General features: G+C 69.2%; 19 protein-coding genes. 8 read left to right on the top strand and 11 right to left on the bottom strand.

Annotation, left to right across the window (positions count from 1 at the left end):
• Window positions 1-61: 61 nt before the first annotated feature.
• On the bottom strand, window positions 62-1,027 hold the full coding sequence (locus NO931_RS15870) for a DUF7096 domain-containing protein (protein ID WP_256393335.1): 966 nt from the start codon (window positions 1,025-1,027) through the stop codon (window positions 62-64).
• Window positions 1,028-1,262: 235 nt separating this feature from the next.
• On the opposite strand from NO931_RS15870, the gene NO931_RS15865 reads away from it, so the two are divergent.
• Both NO931_RS15865 and NO931_RS15860 read left to right on the top strand, forming a co-directional pair.
• The gene (locus NO931_RS15865; protein ID WP_256393334.1) at window positions 1,263-1,661 is read left to right on the top strand and encodes a DUF5802 family protein; all 399 of its coding nucleotides are present in this window, start codon (window positions 1,263-1,265) and stop codon (window positions 1,659-1,661) included.
• 69 nt (window positions 1,662-1,730) lie between these two features.
• Window positions 1,731-2,021, top strand: a complete 291-nt coding sequence (locus NO931_RS15860; protein WP_256393333.1) for a transcriptional regulator — start codon at window positions 1,731-1,733, stop codon at window positions 2,019-2,021.
• Between the two features lie 51 nt (window positions 2,022-2,072).
• On the opposite strand, the gene NO931_RS15855 is transcribed toward NO931_RS15860, so the two are convergent.
• A complete protein-coding gene (locus NO931_RS15855; RefSeq protein ID WP_375142077.1) occupies window positions 2,073-2,489 on the bottom strand; it encodes a Rieske (2Fe-2S) protein in 417 nt (138 codons plus the stop codon).
• 53 nt (window positions 2,490-2,542) lie between these two features.
• Here NO931_RS15855 and NO931_RS15850 point away from each other — a divergent pair, with 53 nt between their 5' ends.
• Window positions 2,543-3,184, top strand: a complete 642-nt coding sequence (locus NO931_RS15850) for an SdpI family protein (protein WP_256393331.1) — start codon at window positions 2,543-2,545, stop codon at window positions 3,182-3,184.
• A gap of 30 nt (window positions 3,185-3,214) precedes the next feature.
• Here the strand turns inward: NO931_RS15850 and psmB are convergent, their stop codons facing one another.
• The 7 genes from psmB to NO931_RS15815 all read right to left on the bottom strand — a co-directional run bounded on the left by psmB (window position 3,215) and on the right by NO931_RS15815 (window position 9,656).
• Window positions 3,215-3,910 (bottom strand): archaeal proteasome endopeptidase complex subunit beta, encoded by a 696-nt coding sequence (gene psmB, locus NO931_RS15845; RefSeq protein WP_256393330.1) that lies wholly within the window; start codon window positions 3,908-3,910, stop codon window positions 3,215-3,217.
• Entirely contained in the window at window positions 3,907-4,662 is a 756-nt protein-coding gene (gene psmA, locus NO931_RS15840) for an archaeal proteasome endopeptidase complex subunit alpha (protein ID WP_256393329.1), read from the bottom strand. Before psmA ends, psmB begins: the two co-directional genes overlap by 4 nt.
• Before the next feature lie 134 nt (window positions 4,663-4,796).
• A complete protein-coding gene (locus NO931_RS15835) occupies window positions 4,797-5,663 on the bottom strand; it encodes an aminotransferase class IV (protein WP_256393328.1) in 867 nt (288 codons plus the stop codon).
• Window positions 5,660-6,310: an anthranilate synthase component II gene (locus NO931_RS15830; protein ID WP_375142076.1), complete on the bottom strand. Its 651-nt coding sequence runs from the start codon at window positions 6,308-6,310 to the stop codon at window positions 5,660-5,662. Before NO931_RS15830 ends, NO931_RS15835 begins: the two co-directional genes overlap by 4 nt.
• Window positions 6,310-7,968, bottom strand: coding sequence for an aminodeoxychorismate synthase, component I (pabB, locus tag NO931_RS15825; protein ID WP_256393326.1), 1,659 nt, complete (start codon window positions 7,966-7,968; stop codon window positions 6,310-6,312). The genes NO931_RS15830 and pabB overlap by 1 nt, the downstream gene beginning before the upstream one ends.
• A 39-nt stretch (window positions 7,969-8,007) precedes the next feature.
• Window positions 8,008-8,727: a helix-hairpin-helix domain-containing protein gene (locus NO931_RS15820; RefSeq protein WP_256393325.1), complete on the bottom strand. Its 720-nt coding sequence runs from the start codon at window positions 8,725-8,727 to the stop codon at window positions 8,008-8,010.
• Window positions 8,728-8,855: 128 nt separating this feature from the next.
• A complete protein-coding gene (locus NO931_RS15815) occupies window positions 8,856-9,656 on the bottom strand; it encodes a shikimate dehydrogenase (protein WP_256393324.1) in 801 nt (266 codons plus the stop codon).
• A 111-nt stretch (window positions 9,657-9,767) separates the two neighbouring features.
• On the opposite strand from NO931_RS15815, the gene NO931_RS15810 reads away from it, so the two are divergent.
• The 4 genes from NO931_RS15810 to NO931_RS15795 all read left to right on the top strand — a co-directional run bounded on the left by NO931_RS15810 (window position 9,768) and on the right by NO931_RS15795 (window position 13,321).
• Window positions 9,768-11,072: a calcium:cation antiporter family protein gene (locus tag NO931_RS15810; RefSeq protein WP_256393323.1), complete on the top strand. Its 1,305-nt coding sequence runs from the start codon at window positions 9,768-9,770 to the stop codon at window positions 11,070-11,072.
• An 86-nt stretch (window positions 11,073-11,158) separates the two neighbouring features.
• Entirely contained in the window at window positions 11,159-12,616 is a 1,458-nt protein-coding gene (locus NO931_RS15805; RefSeq protein ID WP_256393322.1) for a D-aminoacyl-tRNA deacylase, read from the top strand.
• A 73-nt stretch (window positions 12,617-12,689) separates the two neighbouring features.
• Window positions 12,690-12,848 (top strand): DUF7559 family protein, encoded by a 159-nt coding sequence (locus tag NO931_RS15800; protein ID WP_256393321.1) that lies wholly within the window; start codon window positions 12,690-12,692, stop codon window positions 12,846-12,848.
• Window positions 12,845-13,321 carry an Hsp20/alpha crystallin family protein gene (locus tag NO931_RS15795; protein WP_256393320.1) on the top strand — a complete coding sequence of 159 codons (477 nt, stop codon included), beginning with the start codon at window positions 12,845-12,847 and terminating at the stop codon, window positions 13,319-13,321. Before NO931_RS15800 ends, NO931_RS15795 begins: the two co-directional genes overlap by 4 nt.
• 21 nt (window positions 13,322-13,342) lie before the next feature.
• Here the strand turns inward: NO931_RS15795 and NO931_RS15790 are convergent, their stop codons facing one another.
• Window positions 13,343-14,551: an NAD(P)/FAD-dependent oxidoreductase gene (locus tag NO931_RS15790; protein ID WP_256393319.1), complete on the bottom strand. Its 1,209-nt coding sequence runs from the start codon at window positions 14,549-14,551 to the stop codon at window positions 13,343-13,345.
• Between the two features lie 75 nt (window positions 14,552-14,626).
• Between NO931_RS15790 and NO931_RS15785 the strand changes: the two genes are divergently transcribed.
• A complete protein-coding gene (locus NO931_RS15785) occupies window positions 14,627-15,790 on the top strand; it encodes a site-2 protease family protein (RefSeq protein ID WP_256393318.1) in 1,164 nt (387 codons plus the stop codon).
• A 36-nt stretch (window positions 15,791-15,826) separates the two neighbouring features.
• Here the strand turns inward: NO931_RS15785 and NO931_RS15780 are convergent, their stop codons facing one another.
• Entirely contained in the window at window positions 15,827-16,969 is a 1,143-nt protein-coding gene (locus tag NO931_RS15780) for a PAS domain-containing response regulator (protein WP_256393317.1), read from the bottom strand.
• Between the last annotated feature and the right edge of the window lie 163 nt (window positions 16,970-17,132).

The raw sequence follows: 17,132 nt of genomic DNA, 5'->3' as shown, positions 1-17,132 counted from the left end.
CCGCGCTGAAAAGGGTATCTGCTCGCAGCGGACGTTCGCACGAAGGCGACGGGGTCGACAGTTACTGGACGAGTGTCACGTCAGGGCGTCCGACGCCATCACGGCCCGGTCCGTTGTCGGACGGTTCGTCGTCGTTGCCGGACGATTTATCGTCGTCGTCGGGCGATTCGTCGTTGTCGTCGGGCGATTTGCCATCGGCGCTACGATCGCCGGGCCCGCCGTCGTCCGACGGGCCGCGATCATTTCCCGGCGTGTCACCCCTGTTCGCCCCCGAACCGGCGCGGTCCTCTTGGTCGGTGTCGCTGGCGTTGTCGGACTCACCAACGTCCGGCGGCCCGTTATCGGGCACACCGTCACTATTCCCGACATCTTCCGGTGGGCCGTCACCGCGGTCGTCGGACGGACCGCGTTCACCGGGACCGCGGTCGGTCGGCGGCCCGCGGCCCGGAATCGCGTCCGTGGCCGCCTGCACCTTCGGTCCGCGAAGCTCGGAGACGTTGGCCCGCATGCGATCGAACTGCTCGGCGTCGATCCCGACGTCGTCCGCTTTCGCCGCCGTCCCGTTGATCTGTCGCTCGAGCGATCCGATCTCGCTGACAATTCGGCTCATCTGCGCGGTGTAAGCGACCTCGTTCAGTTCGCCCTCGCGCTCGGCGAGATCCTGCTTCCGGTCGCGCAGCTGTGCGATCTGCCGCTCGATTCGGTTCGCACGCTTCTCGACCACGGCGGTCCGGTTGTTCGCCCGCTTGTACTCGGCCTCGAACATCCCGCTCTCGACTTCGCTCGTCGCGTTCGTGGTGCTGGTTTGCATGAACGACGATATCTGGACGCCGACCGACGGTTCGCCGGTTCCGTTGCCGTCGGTAGCGTTCCCACCGGTGACGTTCCCGTCAGTGGCGTTCGTTCCGTCGTCCTGCGCGTCGACTGTTGCGGAATCGGTCACCGCGAGCGCTCCCGCGAACGGGACGGCCAGCAGCGTCCCGAGGACGACGACCGCGGCGAGGATCCCAGCGCGGAAACTACTCATCAAACGATGCTAACTACCGCATCGATTAAAAAAGCGGACTTTCGTTCGCATCGTTTAGCGGCACGAATACAGCCACGAGAATGGCGCGTAGCGTTTAAAACTATCTTTGAAGGCGCCATCTTGATTCCGTGGACTCGCGGCGCTCGAACCGCTTTGGAGAACTGCCTGAATGCGCTCGTACAAAAGTGCTCGCCGGAAGGCTTATTTCCGATCGATACACGTGTTAACACGTATCATGTTCGAGGAGTTCTCCAGCGGCTACTACTTCGGCCGGCTGTACGTCGAGCCGTTCGACGGCGATCGCGCGGTGATGCAGCGCGATCAGCACGAACGGGTCAACGAGCAGCTGTACGCGTCCGGAGAGGGCGTCGAGCGCCTCGACGCGCCGCTGGTGATGAAACTGGACGAGCGTCATATCCCGGTCCACGGCGAACCGGACGTCCCGCGCGACACGCTCGCGGTGCCCGCGACAGTGCTGGAGGACGTCCGGATCAGGAACCCGCCGGCGCTCAAGGAGGTGCTGCTCGCGAAAGCCGACCGCGCGCGCCAACTTCTCCGATTGACCGGCGGCGAGCCGGCGCCCGGCGACGCCGCGGACGCCGGAAACGAGTGGGACCCCACGGCGGGCTACTGATCGCCCGGCCGACGCGGTCGAGTCTCTCGTCCCCGATACGGTTTTGAGCCCCGGGCGGGTACGCCCGGTATGCGCGAGGCAGAGGAGACGACCCGCCGGCGCATCGCCGACCACCTCCGCGAGGGCGTCGCGACGCCGAGCGCGCTCGCGGCGGAACTCGACGTCACTACCCACGCGGCGCTCGAACACGTCCAGCATCTGGCGATGTCGCTGGAGCCGACCGACGAGCGGCTGCTGGTCGCACCGCCGACCTGCCGCGAGTGTGGCTTCGACGACTACGACGAGCCCGCGAACCTCCCCTCGCGGTGTCCCGAGTGCAAGCACGAGGGGATCGACGAACCGGAGTTCACGATCGAATAAGACGAGGTTCGGCGCCGGCCGGTGGGTCGCGTACCGGCGCGCGACCCGGCCTCAGATTTTGACGTTCGACGACGAGGAGAGATCCGCGGGGTCGTCCTCGACCGGTCCGACGCGGACGAACTCGTAGTCGTCGTCCGTCAGGTACGCCGTCCCGCCGTCGACGGTCACGCCGACTTCTTCCAGATAGGCGCCCTCGCAGGGGCCGAAGGAGCAGTACCCGGAGTCGGCCTCGAAGTACGCGCCGTGGTTCTCACAGACGAGTTCGCCGTTGCGCATCGCGGCGCCCGATCCCTTGTCGATCCTGATGTGGGTCATGTGCTGGCAGGCGTTCAGCCAGCCCGCGATTTTGCCGTCCAGTTCGACCAGAATCGCCTCCCGCTCGTCGCCGTCGGCGTCCCGCACGGTGAAGATCAGCGTCGACTCGTCGGGGATCTCCTCGGCGGCCGCGATCTCGGCTCCCGGTGGCATCGTCCCCTGCTTTGCGCGAGGGTTCATATAGTTGGCTCGAAAATCATCCCGACATGAACGCGAAGCGGCGTCTCGCGGTGACGGCCGCGCTGGTCGGCGCCGCCGCGCTGGCCAGCGCGGCCGTCTACGGCGACCTGCCCGCGGAGATGGCGATCCACTGGGGCCCCGCCGGCGACGCCGACGGCTGGACCGACCGCCGCGCGGGCGCCTTCGGCCTCCCGGCGCTGATGGCCGCACTCGCCGCGCTGCTGTGGTCGGTGCCGCGGTTCGACCCGCTCGGGGAGAACTACGAGTCGTTCCGGCCGACCTACGACTGGTTCGTCGTCGCCGCGCTGGCCTTCCTGGCGTACGTCCACGGGATCGTTCTGGCGACGAATCTCGGCGTCGACGTCTCGATGACGCGCGCGCTCGTCCCGGCGACGGCGGCGCTGTACTACGGCGTCGGCGTCCTGCTCGGCCGCGCGGAGCCTAACTGGTTCGTCGGCATCCGCAATCCCTGGACGCTCTCGGACGAGCGTGTCTGGGAACGAACGCACGAGAGAGGCGCCACGCTGTTCAAGGGCGCCGCGGTGCTGTCGCTGGGCGGCGTCGTCGCCGGCGAGTACGCGATCGCGTTCATCGTCGGGCCGATCCTGCTGGCCGCCCTCGCGACGACCGCGTACTCCTACTGGACGTACAGCAAGCTGCCGAACTGAAAAAGCACGCTGCAAAGCCGAAGCGCCGGCTTACAGCACGTCGTCGAAGTCCTTGTGGCCCTGGATCTCGACGCCCTCGTCGGTGATCTCGGCGAGGAACACGCCGTTGCCGCTGCCGGTGTCGCGCTCGACCGCGCTCTGGACCGCTCGCGCGGCGATTTTCTTGGCCTCCTCGTTCGAGAGGCCTTCCTCGTAGTACTGTTCGAGGGTACCGTAGGCGACCTGCATCCCGCTGCCGGTGACGGTGTAGTCGTCGGCGACGACGCCGCCGGCCGGGTCGATGCTGTAGACGTGGCTGCCGTCCTCGTCGACGCCGCCCAGGATCGGGTGGATGGCGCGGAACGGGCCGCCGCGGCCGAAGTTACCCGCGAGCGTCGCGAGCGCCTCGATGCTCATCGGCTCGCCGCGGCGCGTCTCGTAGAGACTCGCCTCGGCGCGCAGCGTCTCGATGAACGACTGGGCGCCGCCGACCGAGCCCACGAGCGTGAGCGCGGCCGTCGGGTGGATCTGCTCGACCTTCTGGACGTCCTTGTTCGAGACGAACCGCCCGCCGAGGCTGGCGCGCATGTCCGTCGCGATCACGACGCCGTCGGCCGTCGTCAGGCCGACCGTCGTCGTCCCGGTCTTGGTCACTTCGCCCTCTTGGTCGCTCTGCACGTCCTGGAACGAGCCGACCTCGGGCTCGAAGGGGTTCTCCGCGCCGGCGTTCTCGAAGTTGTCGTTCATTCTTCGTCCTCCTCCTCGTCGACCGTCTCGACTTCGAGATCGTCGACGATCGTGCGCACTTCCTCGACGTCGTACGGGCGGTACTCGTCGGTTTCGGCCTCGATCACCGCAACGTCGACGCTGGCGGGATCGAGCGCCTCGTCGGACGCTTCGGCCAGCGCTTCGAGCGCGAGGCCGACGCCCTCGTCGACGCCCAGCGCCTCGGTGTACTCCTCTTCGAGGTGGCCCTGGATCACGTCGCGGTCGCCGCCCACGGCGACTGCCTTCCACTCGGTGGCGACCCCGGAGGGGTCGGCCTCGTAGAGGTGGGGCTCGCCGTCCTCGGTGCCCGCGATCAGCAGCGAGACGCCGAAGGGGCGCGCGCCGCCGGTCTGGGTGTGTTCCTGAATGTTGTCGGTGATCGACTTGGCGAGCGTCTCGACGCCGATCGACTGGCCGTACCGGAGCTGCTCGGTCTGGGCGCGTCGGCGCGCGAAGTCGACGAGCTTGCGAGCGTCGGCGACGTGGCCGGCGCTGGCGACGCCGACGTGGTCGTCGATCTCGTGGAGCTTCTCGACGCTCTCGGGCTCGATCAGTCGCGAGCGAACGCTCCGGTCGGCCACCAGCGCGACGCCGTCGGGCGTCCGGACGCCGATGGTCGCCGTGCCGCGCTTGACCGCCTCGCGGGCGTACTCTACCTGGTAGAGCCGTCCGTCCGGGGAGAAGATGGTGATCCCCCGGTCGTAGGCCTGCTGATTGTGTTGTCCCTGCATCAGTCTTCACCACGGGTAAGGGTCTCACGTTTAAAGGCCTTCTGCGAAACCCGACGAGGGCGGCGGCAGGTTTGTCCCGTTCCGAAGGCCTCATACGTCAGTTTTCGCCGTCCGGCCGCCCTCGTTCAAGGCGTTCAGCCGTCGTCGTAGTGACGCCGCTCGACCCGCTCGTCGAACAGCCGCGAGAGCAGCGTCGTCACCGGGCCGCCGCCGATCTCGATGCCGTCGACCGACTCGATCGGCCGGAGTTCCCAGGTCGTGTTCGTCAGAAACGCCTCCTCGGCGTTTCTGAGGTCGTCGGGCGCGTAGCTGCCGGTGTAGACGGGAATATCGGCCTCGTCGGCCAGCTCGATCACGACCTCGCGGGTGATTCCCGGCAGCACCGGTCCGTCGAGGCTCGGCGTGTGGACGCCGTCCTCGCCGACGAGGAAGACGTTGCTCGCCGCGCCCTCGGCGACGTTTCCGTCGGCGTCGCGCAGCAGCGCCTCGTCGGCGTCGGCGACGAGTTCGCGCCGTGCGAGGATCCCGTTGAGGTAGTTATGCGTCTTGGCGTCGGCCGGGATCGCGTTGTCGGGGACGCGGCGCGTCTTCGTCGTCTGCACGGTTGCCGGCTCGTCCCAGACGTCGGCGCCCTCGACGCCGCCGCGGGGCAGTTCCTTCACGATCACGACGACCGTCGGATCGGCGTCGGGTCGCGGCGTCAGCTTCCCCTCCTGGACGCCCCGCGAGATCGAGAGCTTCACGTAGGCGTCGTCGAGGTCGTTTGCCGCGAGCGTATCGTCGACGCGCTCCCGCAACTCGGCGTCGTCGAGCCCGTGGTCGATCCCGAGCGTCTCGCAGGAGCCGGCCAGCCGCTCGGCGTGGGCCTGCCACTCGAAGATCGATCCGCCGTACGCTCGCATCGTCTCGAAGGCGGCGTCGCCGTACTGGAACCCGCGATCCTCGACGCTCACCGTCGCTTCGTCGGCAGGCACCAGTTCGCCGTCGACGTGGTATTTCATGAGTGGGTTCGTGCGTACTCGCAGAAGTTGGCTATCAGTCGCTTCCCCAGTTCGAGCGTGAGTTCGGCGCCCTCGGCGTCGCGGTCGACCGGCCCGGTCAGGATGCTTTCGGGGTGGAACTGGACGCCGACGTGGGGCAGTTCGCGGTGCCGGACCGCCATCAGAATCGCCTGCTCGTCGTCGGTCCGGGCGGTCTCGACGAGCGGATCGGGCAGGTCCTCGCGCTCGACCGCCAGCGAGTGGTACCGGCCGACCTCGAACGCGTCCGGCAGCCCCGCGAAGATCCCCTCGCCGTCGTGGCGCACCGTCGAGGGCTTCCCGTGGACGACTTCCGGCGCGTGGATTACGGGTGCGCCGTGGGCCGCACACAGCGCCTGGTGGCCCAGACAGACGCCGAGAGCGGGATACTCGGTCTCCTCGAAGATCGGGATCGAGACGCCGGCGTCGGCGGGCGTTCCGGGACCCGGCGAGACGACGATCCCGTCGGGGTCCAGTTCGCGGATGCCCGCGACGTCGATCGCGTCGTTCCGGCGGACGACCGGCTCGACCGGTTCCTCGCCCCGGCGTTCGGCGGCCCGCATCTCGGCTTCGGCGACGAACTGGACGAGGTTGTACGCGAAGCTGTCGTAGTTGTCGATGACGAGGATCACCGCGGCTCACCTCCAGGGTCGTCGGACGTCCCGTCGCCGGACGCCGGAGCGTCCGCGGCGTCCGAGGCCGACACGGCGTCGTCCTCCACTCCGCTCTCCGCCTCGACGCCCAGACTCGTCCGGTCGTCGAGCGCCTCGTCGACCGCCCGGATCAGCGCGCGGGCCTTGTCCAGCGTCTCCTCGTACTCCCGTTCGGGAACCGAGTCGTGGACGATCCCGGCGCCGACGCGCAGGTGGAACTGCTCGCCGTGTCGGACGAGCGTCCGGATGACGATATTGAGAGTCGCCCGGTCGTCGAAGCCGAAGATCGCCATCGACCCGGTGTAGGGCCCTCTGCGGGTCGCTTCGACCTCGTCGATGATCGCCATGGTTTTCGGCTTTGGTGCGCCGGTGATCGTCCCGCCGGGGAACACCGCGGCGACGGCGTCTGCCAGTTCCGCGCCGGGGCGCAACTCGCCGGTGACCCGCGAGACCAGGTGCATCACCTCCGAGTAGCGGTCGATCCGGCGGTACTCGGGCACGTCGACGCTGCCGTACGCCGCGACCTTTCCGAGATCGTTGCGCTCCAGATCGACGAGCATCGCGTGCTCGGCGCGCTCCTTCTCGTCGCCGAGCAGTTCGGCTTCCAGCGCCTCGTCCTCTTCGGAAGTGCCCCCTCGCGGGCGGGTACCTGCGATCGGTTCCGTCTCGATTCGATCGCCCGCCCGCTCCAGGAGGAGTTCGGGGCTCGCGCTCACCAGATCGACGCCGCGGAACTCCAGCAGCCCGGAGTACGGCGCGGGGTTGACCTCGCGCACGGCGTCGTACGCCGCGACGGGGTGGACCGCCGCGGGCGCGGTCAGGCGCTGGGAGACGTTCGCCTGGAACGTGTCGCCCTCGCGAACGTACTCCTTGACGCGCCGGACGCGCTCTGCGAACGCCGCGCGCCCGCAGTCGCTCTCGAAAGTCGCGCTCCCGCGCTCGACCGCCGGAGCGCCGACCTCGGGGGTGCCTTCCTCGATCTTCCGGGTGAGGTCGAGCGCGCGCTCGCGCCCTCGCTCGTAGGCCGCGTCGGTCGCCGCGGCGTCGGCGCCCTCGATCCGAGGGCAGGCGGTGATCCGGAGCGTCGTCTCGCCCCCGCCGGGATCGTCGCCGTCCCCGCGTGATGCCTCCCACGTTGCCAGCCGGTCGTAGACGCCGACCTGTAGCTGCGGGAGGTTGCGGTCGTCGATCGCGCTCTCGGGCAGCGTTTCGATCTCGCGAACGACGTCGTAGGAGAGCCAGCCGATCGCGCCGCAGGGGTAGGGAACGTCGCAGTCGCCCCGGACGAGCGCCTCGCCGTCGAGAAGCCCCTGGAGCGCGGCCAGCGACGGCGAAGATCGGCCGCCGAGCCCTGCGATCGCGTCGTCGCCCGCGTGCTCGGGCGACCGACGAACGACGGCGTCGGGACCGACCGTTAGCCGCTCGACCGGGTCGACGCCGAAATAGCCCCAGCCGGACTGACCGCCGGTCGTTTCCAGAAACGCGCCGCCGGTCCCGTCGCGCGCGCGGCGGTAGGCGTCGAACGGATCGGCAACCGTCACGCGGACCTCCACCGGCACGCGCGCGCCGACCGGCGCGTCCGCGGCGACCGCGCGGAACGCGTCCGCGTCGGTCGCGACCGTCGGGGAACTCATTACCGGGAGAAAGCAGCCGGGAAATAACGGTGTTGCGATCTAGCGGACCTTCGCCTGCTCGATCCAGTTCTCGACGCGGGTCGCCGAGAGGTCCGTCTCCGCGGCGATCTCCTCGGCGTCGGCGTCCGCGAGGTCGGTGATCGACTCGACGCCGACGCCGCGCAGGCGATCGGCGTAGGCCGGTCCGACGCCCTTGATGTCTTCGAGGTCGCCCTCGGGCTCGTCGGTCGCTTCGTCGGAGTCGGTTTCCGCCTCTGCTTCGGCGTCCTCCTCTGCTTCGGTCTCCGCCTCGTCGTCGGCGTCTTCCTCCGCCTCGCCGTCCTCCCCCGCTTCGGCGTCTTCCTCGTCCGCCTCAGCGTCGTCCGCAGGCTCGGTGTCGTCCGCCTCAGCGTCGTCCGCTTCGGCATCGGCGTCCGATTCGGACTCGCCGGCGGGTTCGGAGTCGTCGGCCGCGTCGGCGTCCTCGTCGGCCGAGTCCTCGTCCATCTCGACGATCTCGTCCGACGCGCTGCGCTCGGGTTCGGCCTCCTCGATGGCCTCGTCGGCGGTTTCGGCGCTCGGCTCGCGGTCGTCCTCGTCCGCGTCGGCGCTCCGGTCGCTCGACTCGACGTCGGCGCCCTTGACCGCGCTCTCGGTCTCGGTCGCCGGCTCGGTGTCGCCCGTCTCGCGCTCGACGGTGACGCCGACATCTCCCTGTGATTCGTCCGTCCCGCCGCCGCCGAGTCCGAGAAGCGACTTCAACGTATTCAACAGTGACATTGTGCAGTAGTTACCAGTCGTTCCACTTAAAGCCGTTCGCCTCGGGGTGGGGATCCCGGCTGGCTGCGCCGACGAGCGGGCCGACTCTCGCAGGACTTGCCGCTACCGCGCCTCGCACAGCATCGTCGCTACAGTTCGTCCCGAAGCGCGGCGTTCATCGCGTCGACCGGGGCGTCCTCGCCGGTCCAGCGCTCGAACGCCGCGACGCCCTGGTACAGCAGCATCCACGCGCCGTCGATCGTCGTCGCGCCGGCGTCCGCGGCGTCGGACAGCAGCGTGGTTTCCAGGGGCCGGTAGACGGCGTCGAGCACCGCCAGATCGCCGTGGAGTGCGTCGGCGGGCACCGGTGTGGCCGACTCCTCCATTCCGACGCTGGTCGCGTTGACCAGCACCGTCGCGTCGGCGAGCAGGTCGTCGAGACCCTCCAGCCCGTGGCCGCTCGCGCCCGGCACGTCCGCGGCGAGGTCGTGGGCGTGCGCCTCGGTCCGGTTGGCGATCCGCACGTCGGCGCCGGCGTCGGACAGCGCGAACGCGGCGGCTCGTCCGGCGCCGCCCGCGCCGACGACGACCGCGGTCGCACCTTCCAGATCGACGTCGTACCGATCGAACGCGCGTCGGACGCCCTCTGCGTCCGTGTTGTGGCCGGTCGGCCGCTCGCCCGAGAAATCGACCGTGTTGACCGCGCCGATCCGGCTCGCCAGTTCGTCGGCGTCGACGTGATCCAGCACGTCCTGCTTGAAGGGGATCGTCACGTTGAGCCCGGCGACGCCGAGCGCCTGCGCGCCCTCGATCGCGGCGCCGACGTTCTCCGGCGCCGGCTCGAAGGTGACGTAGCGGGCGTCGATCCCGAGGGCCTCGTAGCCGGCTTCGTGCATCGGCGGCGACAGCGAGTGCCCGACCGGGTTGCCGATCAGGGCGTACACGTCCATACCGGCACGTGGCGACCGGCAGGAAATAACTGGTGCGGTCCCGGCCGACGGAACGAGCCGTGCAGCGAAACGGCGCAAGACCTACCACCGACGCTTTCGTCGAACCGTACAATGAGCAGTCGGCTCCGACATCCGCTGGTCGCGGTCGCCGCGGTCGTGCTGTTGTCGTCGCCGTGGGTGGCGATATCTTTCCTCAGTTCGCCGGAAGCGCTCGGGTCGGTCCCGACCGTCGCCGTGAGCGGACTGTCGGTGCTCGGCGCCTCGTTCCTGCTGGCGTGGGGTGCCGAAACCGCCGAGAAGGACGTCCCGCGGGCGTTCGCGATCGCCGTGCTGGCCGTACTCGCCGTCGCGCCGGAGTACGCCGTCGACGCGTTCTACGCGTGGCAAGCCGGGCAAGGAGAGGCCGGCGCCGCGGATCTGGCGGTCGCGAACATGACCGGCGCGAACCGCATCCTCATCGGCCTGGGGTGGTCGGGAATCGCGCTGTTCTCGATCTACCGCGCCGCGACGAGCGGTGATACTGCCATCGAGCGCAGGGAGGGGTTTCTCGCCGACGCGGTCGTGCTCGATCGGTCCATCGCGACGGAGATCGCTTTCCTCTCGATGGCGACGGTGTGGGCCTTCTTCGTCCCGCTGAGCGGCGGCATCGACATCCTCGACATGCTCGTCCTCGTCGGCATCTACGTCGCCTACATCGGGATCATCATCCGGGGCGACCCCCACGGGCAGGAGGTTCACGTCGGCGTTCCCGCCTACCTCCAGGCGACGCCGGCCCGCGTCCGGATCCCCGCGGTGTTCGCCCTCTTCGGGTACTCCGGGTTCCTGATCTTCACCGCGGTCGAGCCGTTCGCCCACGGGCTGGAAAACATCGGCATCCAGTACGGCATCCCCGAGTTCTTCATGATCCAGTGGGTCGCCCCGCTGGCCAGCGAGAGCCCCGAGCTGATAGTTACCGCCTACCTGGTGAACAAGGCCCGCACCACCGCGGCCTTCAACGCGCTGATCTCCTCGAAGCTCAACCAGTGGACGCTGCTGATCGGGACTCTCGGCGTCGTGTTCAGTATCTCGCAGGGGGCCTACGGCGTCCTCGAGTTCAGCTTCAAGCAGTCCGCGGAGATCTGGCTCACCGCCGCCCAGAGCTTCTTCGCGCTGGCGATCCTGATCACCTTCCGGATCACGATGCGCGAGGCAGTCTCCCTGCTCGTGTTGTTCGTCTCGCAGGTCGCCATCGAGTTCCTGATGATCGACAGACTCACCGTCCCGTTCACGACGGTCGACCTGCTGTTAGCCTACACCGCCCTCTACCTAGTCGTCGGCGGCATCATGTTCGCGACGCAGACCGAACACGTTCGCCGCGTCGGCCGCCTCGCGAAGGCTAACGCCGTCGGCGCCGATCGGGTTTCCGAGTCTGACTGAGCGACCCCCTCGGATCCGGTCGTCGGTCCCAACAGCGACCGGCCGCTGTCGATACCCTTTTTCGCGGCGCGCGAGTACGACTCTCCGTGATCGGGATCGTCGTCAGCCGCGCGGATTCGGCCTCGGAGCACATCTGCGAGCACCTTCTGGAGCTGGCCGACTGGCGCCGCCGCATCGACGACGCCCACCTGGACGCCGAGGGCGGCGGCGCGGTGTTCCGGACCGACGGCTTCGAGCTGCGGACGTTCGAGGAGATCCACATCGGCCTCGAAACGGCCGCGGCACCGTTCGACGACCCGGACCTGCTGGTGTTCGCCTCGCGCCACGCGGGCGACACCGGCCCGCTTCTGACGGCCCACTTCACCGGCAACTTCGGCCCCGCGAAGTTCGGCGGCGCGGACAACGCCGTCGCGACGGCCTGCCCGAACGCGCTCTCGGCGGTCGTCGACGCGCTCGACGAGCGCGCCCCGCCGGCGTACGATGTCGGCGTCGAGGCCACCCACCACGGCCCGACCGAGGTCGGCGTCCCCTCGATGTTCGTCGAACTCGGTAGCGACGAGGACCAGTGGCGAGATCCCGAGGGCGCCCGAGCCGTCGCCGAAGCGATCCTCGAACTCGACGGCGTCGCGCCCCACGCCGAGCGACGGCCGGGCGACGGCGACTCGCCGGCCGTGACCGACTGTCCGATCCGCCGGCACGTCGTCGGCGTCGGCGGCGGCCACTACGCGCCCCGCTTCGAGCGGATCGTCCGCGAGACGGGCTGGCACGTCGGTCACGTCGCCGCCGACTGGGCGCTGAACGCCATGGGCGACCCCGCCGAGCACCGGGACGTGCTCGACGCCGCGTTCGAGCGAAGCGAAGCCGAGCTCGCGCTCGTCGACGACGCCGACGGCGAGCACGAGGCGGTCGTCGACACGATCGAGGAACTGGGCTACCGCACGGTCGGCGAGCGCTGGCTCCGCGAGACCGACGGCGTCCCGCTCTCGCTGGTGACGCCGCTGGAAGACGAGCTCTCGCCGATCGCGGCGGGACTTCGCTTCGGCGTCCCCGCGCGCGAGGCCGAACTCGTCCCCGAGGACGAGGTGGCGATCGTGGACCTCCCCGACGACCTGCTCGCGGAGGCACAGGGCGTCGACGCCGATGCAGTCCGGGACGCCGTCGAACGACACGCCTACGCCTTCGAGACGACCGAGTCCGGCAGCCGAACCGAGGGCAGGGCGGCGTTTCCGGTCGGCAGCGACGCCGACGATTCCGCGGCGGACGCCGACAGTTCCGCGGCGGACGCCGACGACCCCGCTGCGTACCGCGAGCTGATTTCGGCGCTCGCGGACGTGCTCGCCGAGAAGTACGACACCGTCGAGCGCCGTAACGGCCAGCTCAGGGTCGCGACTGAGGCGTTCGACCCCGAACTCGCCGATGCGGCGGGCGTCCCCGAGGGCCCGGCGTTCGGCAAGCTCTCGAACGGCCAGTCCGTCGAGGTCGACGGCGAGACGGTCGCGCCCGAGGACGTGCGGTCGGTCCGCGAGGCGGAGTTCGAGGTCTGAGAGCGACCGCGAGCGCCCCGCGAGTCGTGCCGCTCCCGAAAACTGTTTTCCGCCGACGCCCCAACTATCGGGTATGCCGCCGACCCTGGAAGTCGAGTGTACGGCCGCGGACTGCGAGATCGACATGTTCGAACTGCACTACACGTACGACATGCCCGACGACGTGGGCGTCGCTGACTTCTCCTGTCCGTACTGCGGCGGGACGGACTGTCTCGAGGAGATCGAGGTATGACGCTGCGCGAGTTCGGGCGATCGGTCGGCGGGCGCGTGCTCCGCCGGATCGGCCGCGTCGCCGGCAGCGTTCAGGAGCGCCGGCCGATCCCGGTCGACCTGCTCGAAAGCGACGACGCCCTGCTGGCGGTGTTCGACGCCGCCGGCGCGACCGGCAGCGACGTGCAGGTGCGATTCTCCCGGGGCGCCGTCCACGTCCGGATCGACCGGTTCCGCGAGTCCCACGAGGACTTCGAGATGCGCTTTCCCGGTCGCGGGCTCTCGCTCGACGGGAAAGCGGAGATCCCCGACGGCGTGACGATCGACCCCGAGGCCGCGACCGCGACGCTGACCGACGCGGGCACGCTCGAAGTGTTGCTGCCGAAGGTCGAGACCGACGCGACGGCGTCCGACGCCGCCGACTCACTCGACGCCGACGAGGAAGCGATCGACGCAACTGACTCCGAATCGGTCGGCGTCGGATCCGACGCGTAACCGGGTCCGACCGCGCTCCTCTCAGTCCCCGTCGAGCGCCATCCCTTCGACGATCTCGAACTCCTCGCGCCCGTCGAACCGCGTCGGGTCGAACGGCGCGACCCCGTCCGCTCCGCAGAGCTGCCGAGCGACGAGCTCGCCGATCGCCGGCGCGCGCATGAACCCGTGGCCGTGGAACCCGGTCGCGACGAACAGGCCGGATTCGAGTTCGCCGACCAGCGGATCGCGGTCCGGCGTCGCCGTGCACAGCCCCGCCCACGCGTCGCTCGCGGTCGATTCGACGCCGCCGACGCGTCCCGATAGGTGCTCCAGCACGTCCTCGCGGAACCACGCGTCGCTTTCGGCGTCCCAGTCGTCGGGATCGGCCGGAACGGGTTCGGTGCCATCGCCGGCGAGCAGTTCGTCTCCCTTCGGTCGAGCGTAGTACCCGCCCGTGGCGTCGTAGAACGAGGGGAGCGCGGCCGCTCGGTCGCGTTGCTCGTCGTCCTCTGTCCCGACCCCGACGGTCAGTGCCTGCACCCGATAGGCCTCGCAGGCGAGTTCGATTCCCGGGTCGGCCAGCAGTCCCGGCGTCCGCGCGCCCGCGGCGACGAGGACGGCGTCGAACTGCCGAGCATCAGTATCGCCGCCCTCATCGCCGGTCCGTACCGCGACCGGGTCGGTCTCGATCCGCGCGGCGGTCCCCGTCTCGATCGTCGCGCCGTCGGCTTCGGCCAGCTCGGCCGTCGCCGCGGCGTACGTCGCCGGCGTCGTCGTACCGGCCGACTCCGCGACGGCGGCGACCGCCACGTCATCCGCGCGCAGCGTCGGCCACCGCTCGGCGAGCTCGTCCGCCGAGAGAATGTCGACTTCGCGGCCGTTCGCGCGCATCCGCGGCACCTGCTCGCGGATCGCTTCGGCGTTTCGGTCGTCGCCCTCGCGCGCGAACCAGACGTACGGCCGATCGGTCAGCTCGAACTCACCGGTCCCCGAGAGTTCGCGGAACCGATCGAGCGCGCGCGCCGCGACGACGGCGTCGAGATCCTCGGCGAAGGCGTCGTAGACGATGCCCGCCGCCCGGCCGGTCGCCCCGGCGCCGACGGCGTCGCGCTCGAACAGCGTCACGTCGGCGCCCCAGCGAGCGAGGTCGCGGGCCGCCGTCGAGCCGACCGCGCCGCCGCCGATCACGGCGACCGATCGGTCGGGATCGGGCGGCGGAGTCGAGGGCGAATCCGGGAGATCGAGGTCCATGCCGCGAGGATCGGTCGGGAGCGACAAAAGCGTCACCTTGCGGAGGTTCAAGGCGCTCGCGCTCCTAGGGCGGGTATGCGAAGTTTCAGGATCGGCTCGGCCTTCGGCATCCCGATCAAGCTGGATCTGACGTTCCTGCTCGTGTTGCCGCTGTTCGCCTACCTCATCGGTTCGCAGTCGGCCCAGATCGTCGAGTTACTCAACGAGATCCTCGGCGCCAACATCGGCGACGAGATCTTCGTCGACGGCGCCGTCCGCTGGATTCTCGGCACCATCGCGGCGCTCGGGTTGTTCGTCGGCGTGTTGCTCCACGAGCTCGGCCACTCGCTGGTGGCTCGTCGCTTCGGTTTCCCGATCGACTCGATCACGCTGTGGATCTTCGGCGGGGTCGCATCCTTCACCGAGATGCCCGAGGACTGGCGACAGGAGTTCGCCATCGCGATCGCGGGACCGATCGTGAGCGTCCTCGTCGGCGTCGCCTGCTACGGGCTGTTCGTCGCCGTCCCGCCGGCGGGCGGGGGCGCTCGGTTCGTACTGGGCTACCTCGCGGTACTCAACGTCGTGCTGGCGGTGTTCAACCTCCTTCCCGCGTTTCCGATGGACGGCGGGCGCATCCTCCGGGCGCTGCTCGCTCGCACCCGGCCCTACGCCAGGGCGACCTCGATCGCCGCCGAGGTCGGCAAGTTCTTCGCCGTGCTGCTCGGGCTGGTGGGGTTGTTCAGCTTCAACATCCTCATGATCGGGATCGCTTTCTTCGTCTACATCGCCGCTTCCTCGGAATCCCAGCAGGTCCAGATGAAGGCCGCCTTCGAGGGCGTGACGGTCCGGGACGTGATGACGCCGGCCGACAGGCTCCACACCGTCTCCCCGGAGACGACGATCGCGGAACTGCTCTCGCGGATGTTCAGCGAGCGCCACACCGGCTACCCGGTGATCGAGGACGGCCGCCCGGTCGGGATGGTCACCCTCGACGACGCTCGAGACGTCCAGCCCGTCGAACGCGAGGCCTACACCGTGGCCGACGTGATGACCCGCGAGCTGGTGACGATCCCGGTCGACGCCGACGCGATGGAAGCGTTCGACCGACTGCAGGACCACGACGTGGGCCGGCTGCTGGTCGTCGACGCCCGCGACGACGTCGTCGGGCTGCTCTCCCGGACTGACCTGATGACCGCGCTCGACGTCGTCCGGTCGACCGGTACGCTCGACCCGAACGAGTCCGGTTCGCTGGCCGACTGAGTTCTCGGCGGCGTCCGTGCGGCGGTCGCGCGCTCGTCAGGAGCGCTTTACCACGTCCCGGATCACGCTCTGGACCAGCCGCTCGTTTTCCAGCTCGATCACCTGCGAGGAGATCTCGACGGGAATACGTTCGCCGTCGGCCGTACAGATGTTCACCTGCGAGCCGTCCGCGTGCTTGCTCACCATGCCCGCGCCCGATTCGAGGCGCTCGTGGAACAGCGTCTCGTAGAGCCCCTCGTCCTCCGGTGGGTGGAGCTTGGTGTGGGACTCGCCCGAGAGCGCCTCGGAATCGTACCCGAGCAGCGACTCGGCCGACTGGTTGAGTTCGACGATGCTCCCGTCGTCGGCGTCGATCACCGCGATCGCCGTCGGCGCCGTGTCGACCAGCGCTCGGTAGCGCTTTCGGGACCGTTCGAGCTCCTGCCGGCGGCGCTTGCGCTCGCTGATATCGCGGAAGTAGATCGACAGCCCGTCGACGTCGGGAAAGATCCGTACCTCGAACCAGGCGTCGAGCAAGTCGTAGTACTCCTCGACGCTCAGCACTTCCTGGTCCTCCAGCACGCCGGCGGCCGCCTCGTAGAACTCGGTGTCCTCGATACCGGGAAACACGTCCGTCGCTCGTTTGCCCATCAGTTCGTCCTCCGAGTGGCCCAGCAGCTCCGCGGCGCGGCTGTTGGCGTAGGTGAGTCGCAACTCCTCGTCGAGCGCGACGAACCCGTCGTCGATCCGCTCGTACACCCGCCGGATCCGTCGGTTGCGCGCTTTCTTCGCCTGCTCGGCTCTGCGCTGGCCGACGACGTTCCGGATGCGGTGAGCCAGCAGGTCGTAGTGCTCGCTGCCGGCCTCCTTGCGGATGTAGTCGGTGACGCCCGCCGAGATCGCCTCGCTGGCGACCGTCTCGTCGCCCTTGCCCGTCATGATGATGAAGGGAAGGTCGGGGTGGTCCTCGCGGACCGCGCGGAGGAACTCGACGCCGTCTCGCTCGGGCATCTGGTAGTCGCTGACGACGCAGTCGACCGGCGCCTCGGAGAGCACTTCCTCGCCCTCGGCGGCGCTGGTCACCGCCCGAACGCGGATGTCCTCGAACTCCTCCTCGAGAAACATCTCGGCCAGCTCTCCGAAGCGGGGGTTGTCGTCGACGATGAGCACCCGGATGGGCCCCCCGGAGGCAGTTGTCATTGTCCACTGTCTCGTAGCTGTCAGTAATAATGGTTCCGGCGTCCCCGAAGCCGTACGGCGATCGGATGCCAGCGCCCGGGGACCCCTCGTCAGACTGATTTTACATGACCACGAACGAGAAATATTCCCTCGACCGCACGCCAGTACGTAGCCGATGACTGGT

This window comes from Natronoarchaeum rubrum, assembly GCF_024494695.1.
The sequence above is the reverse complement of the archived record's forward strand: the minus strand, read 5'-3'. Positions and strand labels throughout refer to the sequence as shown.

Bases quoted from the DNA above. Each gene is read 5' to 3' on its own strand.
- NO931_RS15870 (WP_256393335.1), bottom strand. From the start codon at position 1,027: ATGAGTAGTTTCCGCGCTGGGATCCTCGCCGCGGTCGTCGTCCTCGGG.
- NO931_RS15865 (WP_256393334.1), top strand. From the start codon at position 1,263: ATGTTCGAGGAGTTCTCCAGCGGCTACTACTTCGGCCGGCTGTACGTC.
- NO931_RS15860 (WP_256393333.1), top strand. From the start codon at position 1,731: ATGCGCGAGGCAGAGGAGACGACCCGCCGGCGCATCGCCGACCACCTC.
- NO931_RS15855 (WP_375142077.1), bottom strand. From the start codon at position 2,489: ATGCCACCGGGAGCCGAGATCGCGGCCGCCGAGGAGATCCCCGACGAG.
- NO931_RS15850 (WP_256393331.1), top strand. From the start codon at position 2,543: ATGAACGCGAAGCGGCGTCTCGCGGTGACGGCCGCGCTGGTCGGCGCC.
- psmB (WP_256393330.1), bottom strand. From the start codon at position 3,910: ATGAACGACAACTTCGAGAACGCCGGCGCGGAGAACCCCTTCGAGCCC.
- psmA (WP_256393329.1), bottom strand. From the start codon at position 4,662: ATGCAGGGACAACACAATCAGCAGGCCTACGACCGGGGGATCACCATC.
- NO931_RS15835 (WP_256393328.1), bottom strand. From the start codon at position 5,663: ATGAAATACCACGTCGACGGCGAACTGGTGCCTGCCGACGAAGCGACG.
- pabB (WP_256393326.1), bottom strand. From the start codon at position 7,968: ATGAGTTCCCCGACGGTCGCGACCGACGCGGACGCGTTCCGCGCGGTC.
- NO931_RS15820 (WP_256393325.1), bottom strand. From the start codon at position 8,727: ATGTCACTGTTGAATACGTTGAAGTCGCTTCTCGGACTCGGCGGCGGC.
- NO931_RS15815 (WP_256393324.1), bottom strand. From the start codon at position 9,656: ATGGACGTGTACGCCCTGATCGGCAACCCGGTCGGGCACTCGCTGTCG.
- NO931_RS15810 (WP_256393323.1), top strand. From the start codon at position 9,768: ATGAGCAGTCGGCTCCGACATCCGCTGGTCGCGGTCGCCGCGGTCGTG.
- NO931_RS15800 (WP_256393321.1), top strand. From the start codon at position 12,690: ATGCCGCCGACCCTGGAAGTCGAGTGTACGGCCGCGGACTGCGAGATC.
- NO931_RS15795 (WP_256393320.1), top strand. From the start codon at position 12,845: ATGACGCTGCGCGAGTTCGGGCGATCGGTCGGCGGGCGCGTGCTCCGC.
- NO931_RS15790 (WP_256393319.1), bottom strand. From the start codon at position 14,551: ATGGACCTCGATCTCCCGGATTCGCCCTCGACTCCGCCGCCCGATCCC.
- NO931_RS15785 (WP_256393318.1), top strand. From the start codon at position 14,627: ATGCGAAGTTTCAGGATCGGCTCGGCCTTCGGCATCCCGATCAAGCTG.
- NO931_RS15780 (WP_256393317.1), bottom strand. From the start codon at position 16,969: ATGACAACTGCCTCCGGGGGGCCCATCCGGGTGCTCATCGTCGACGAC.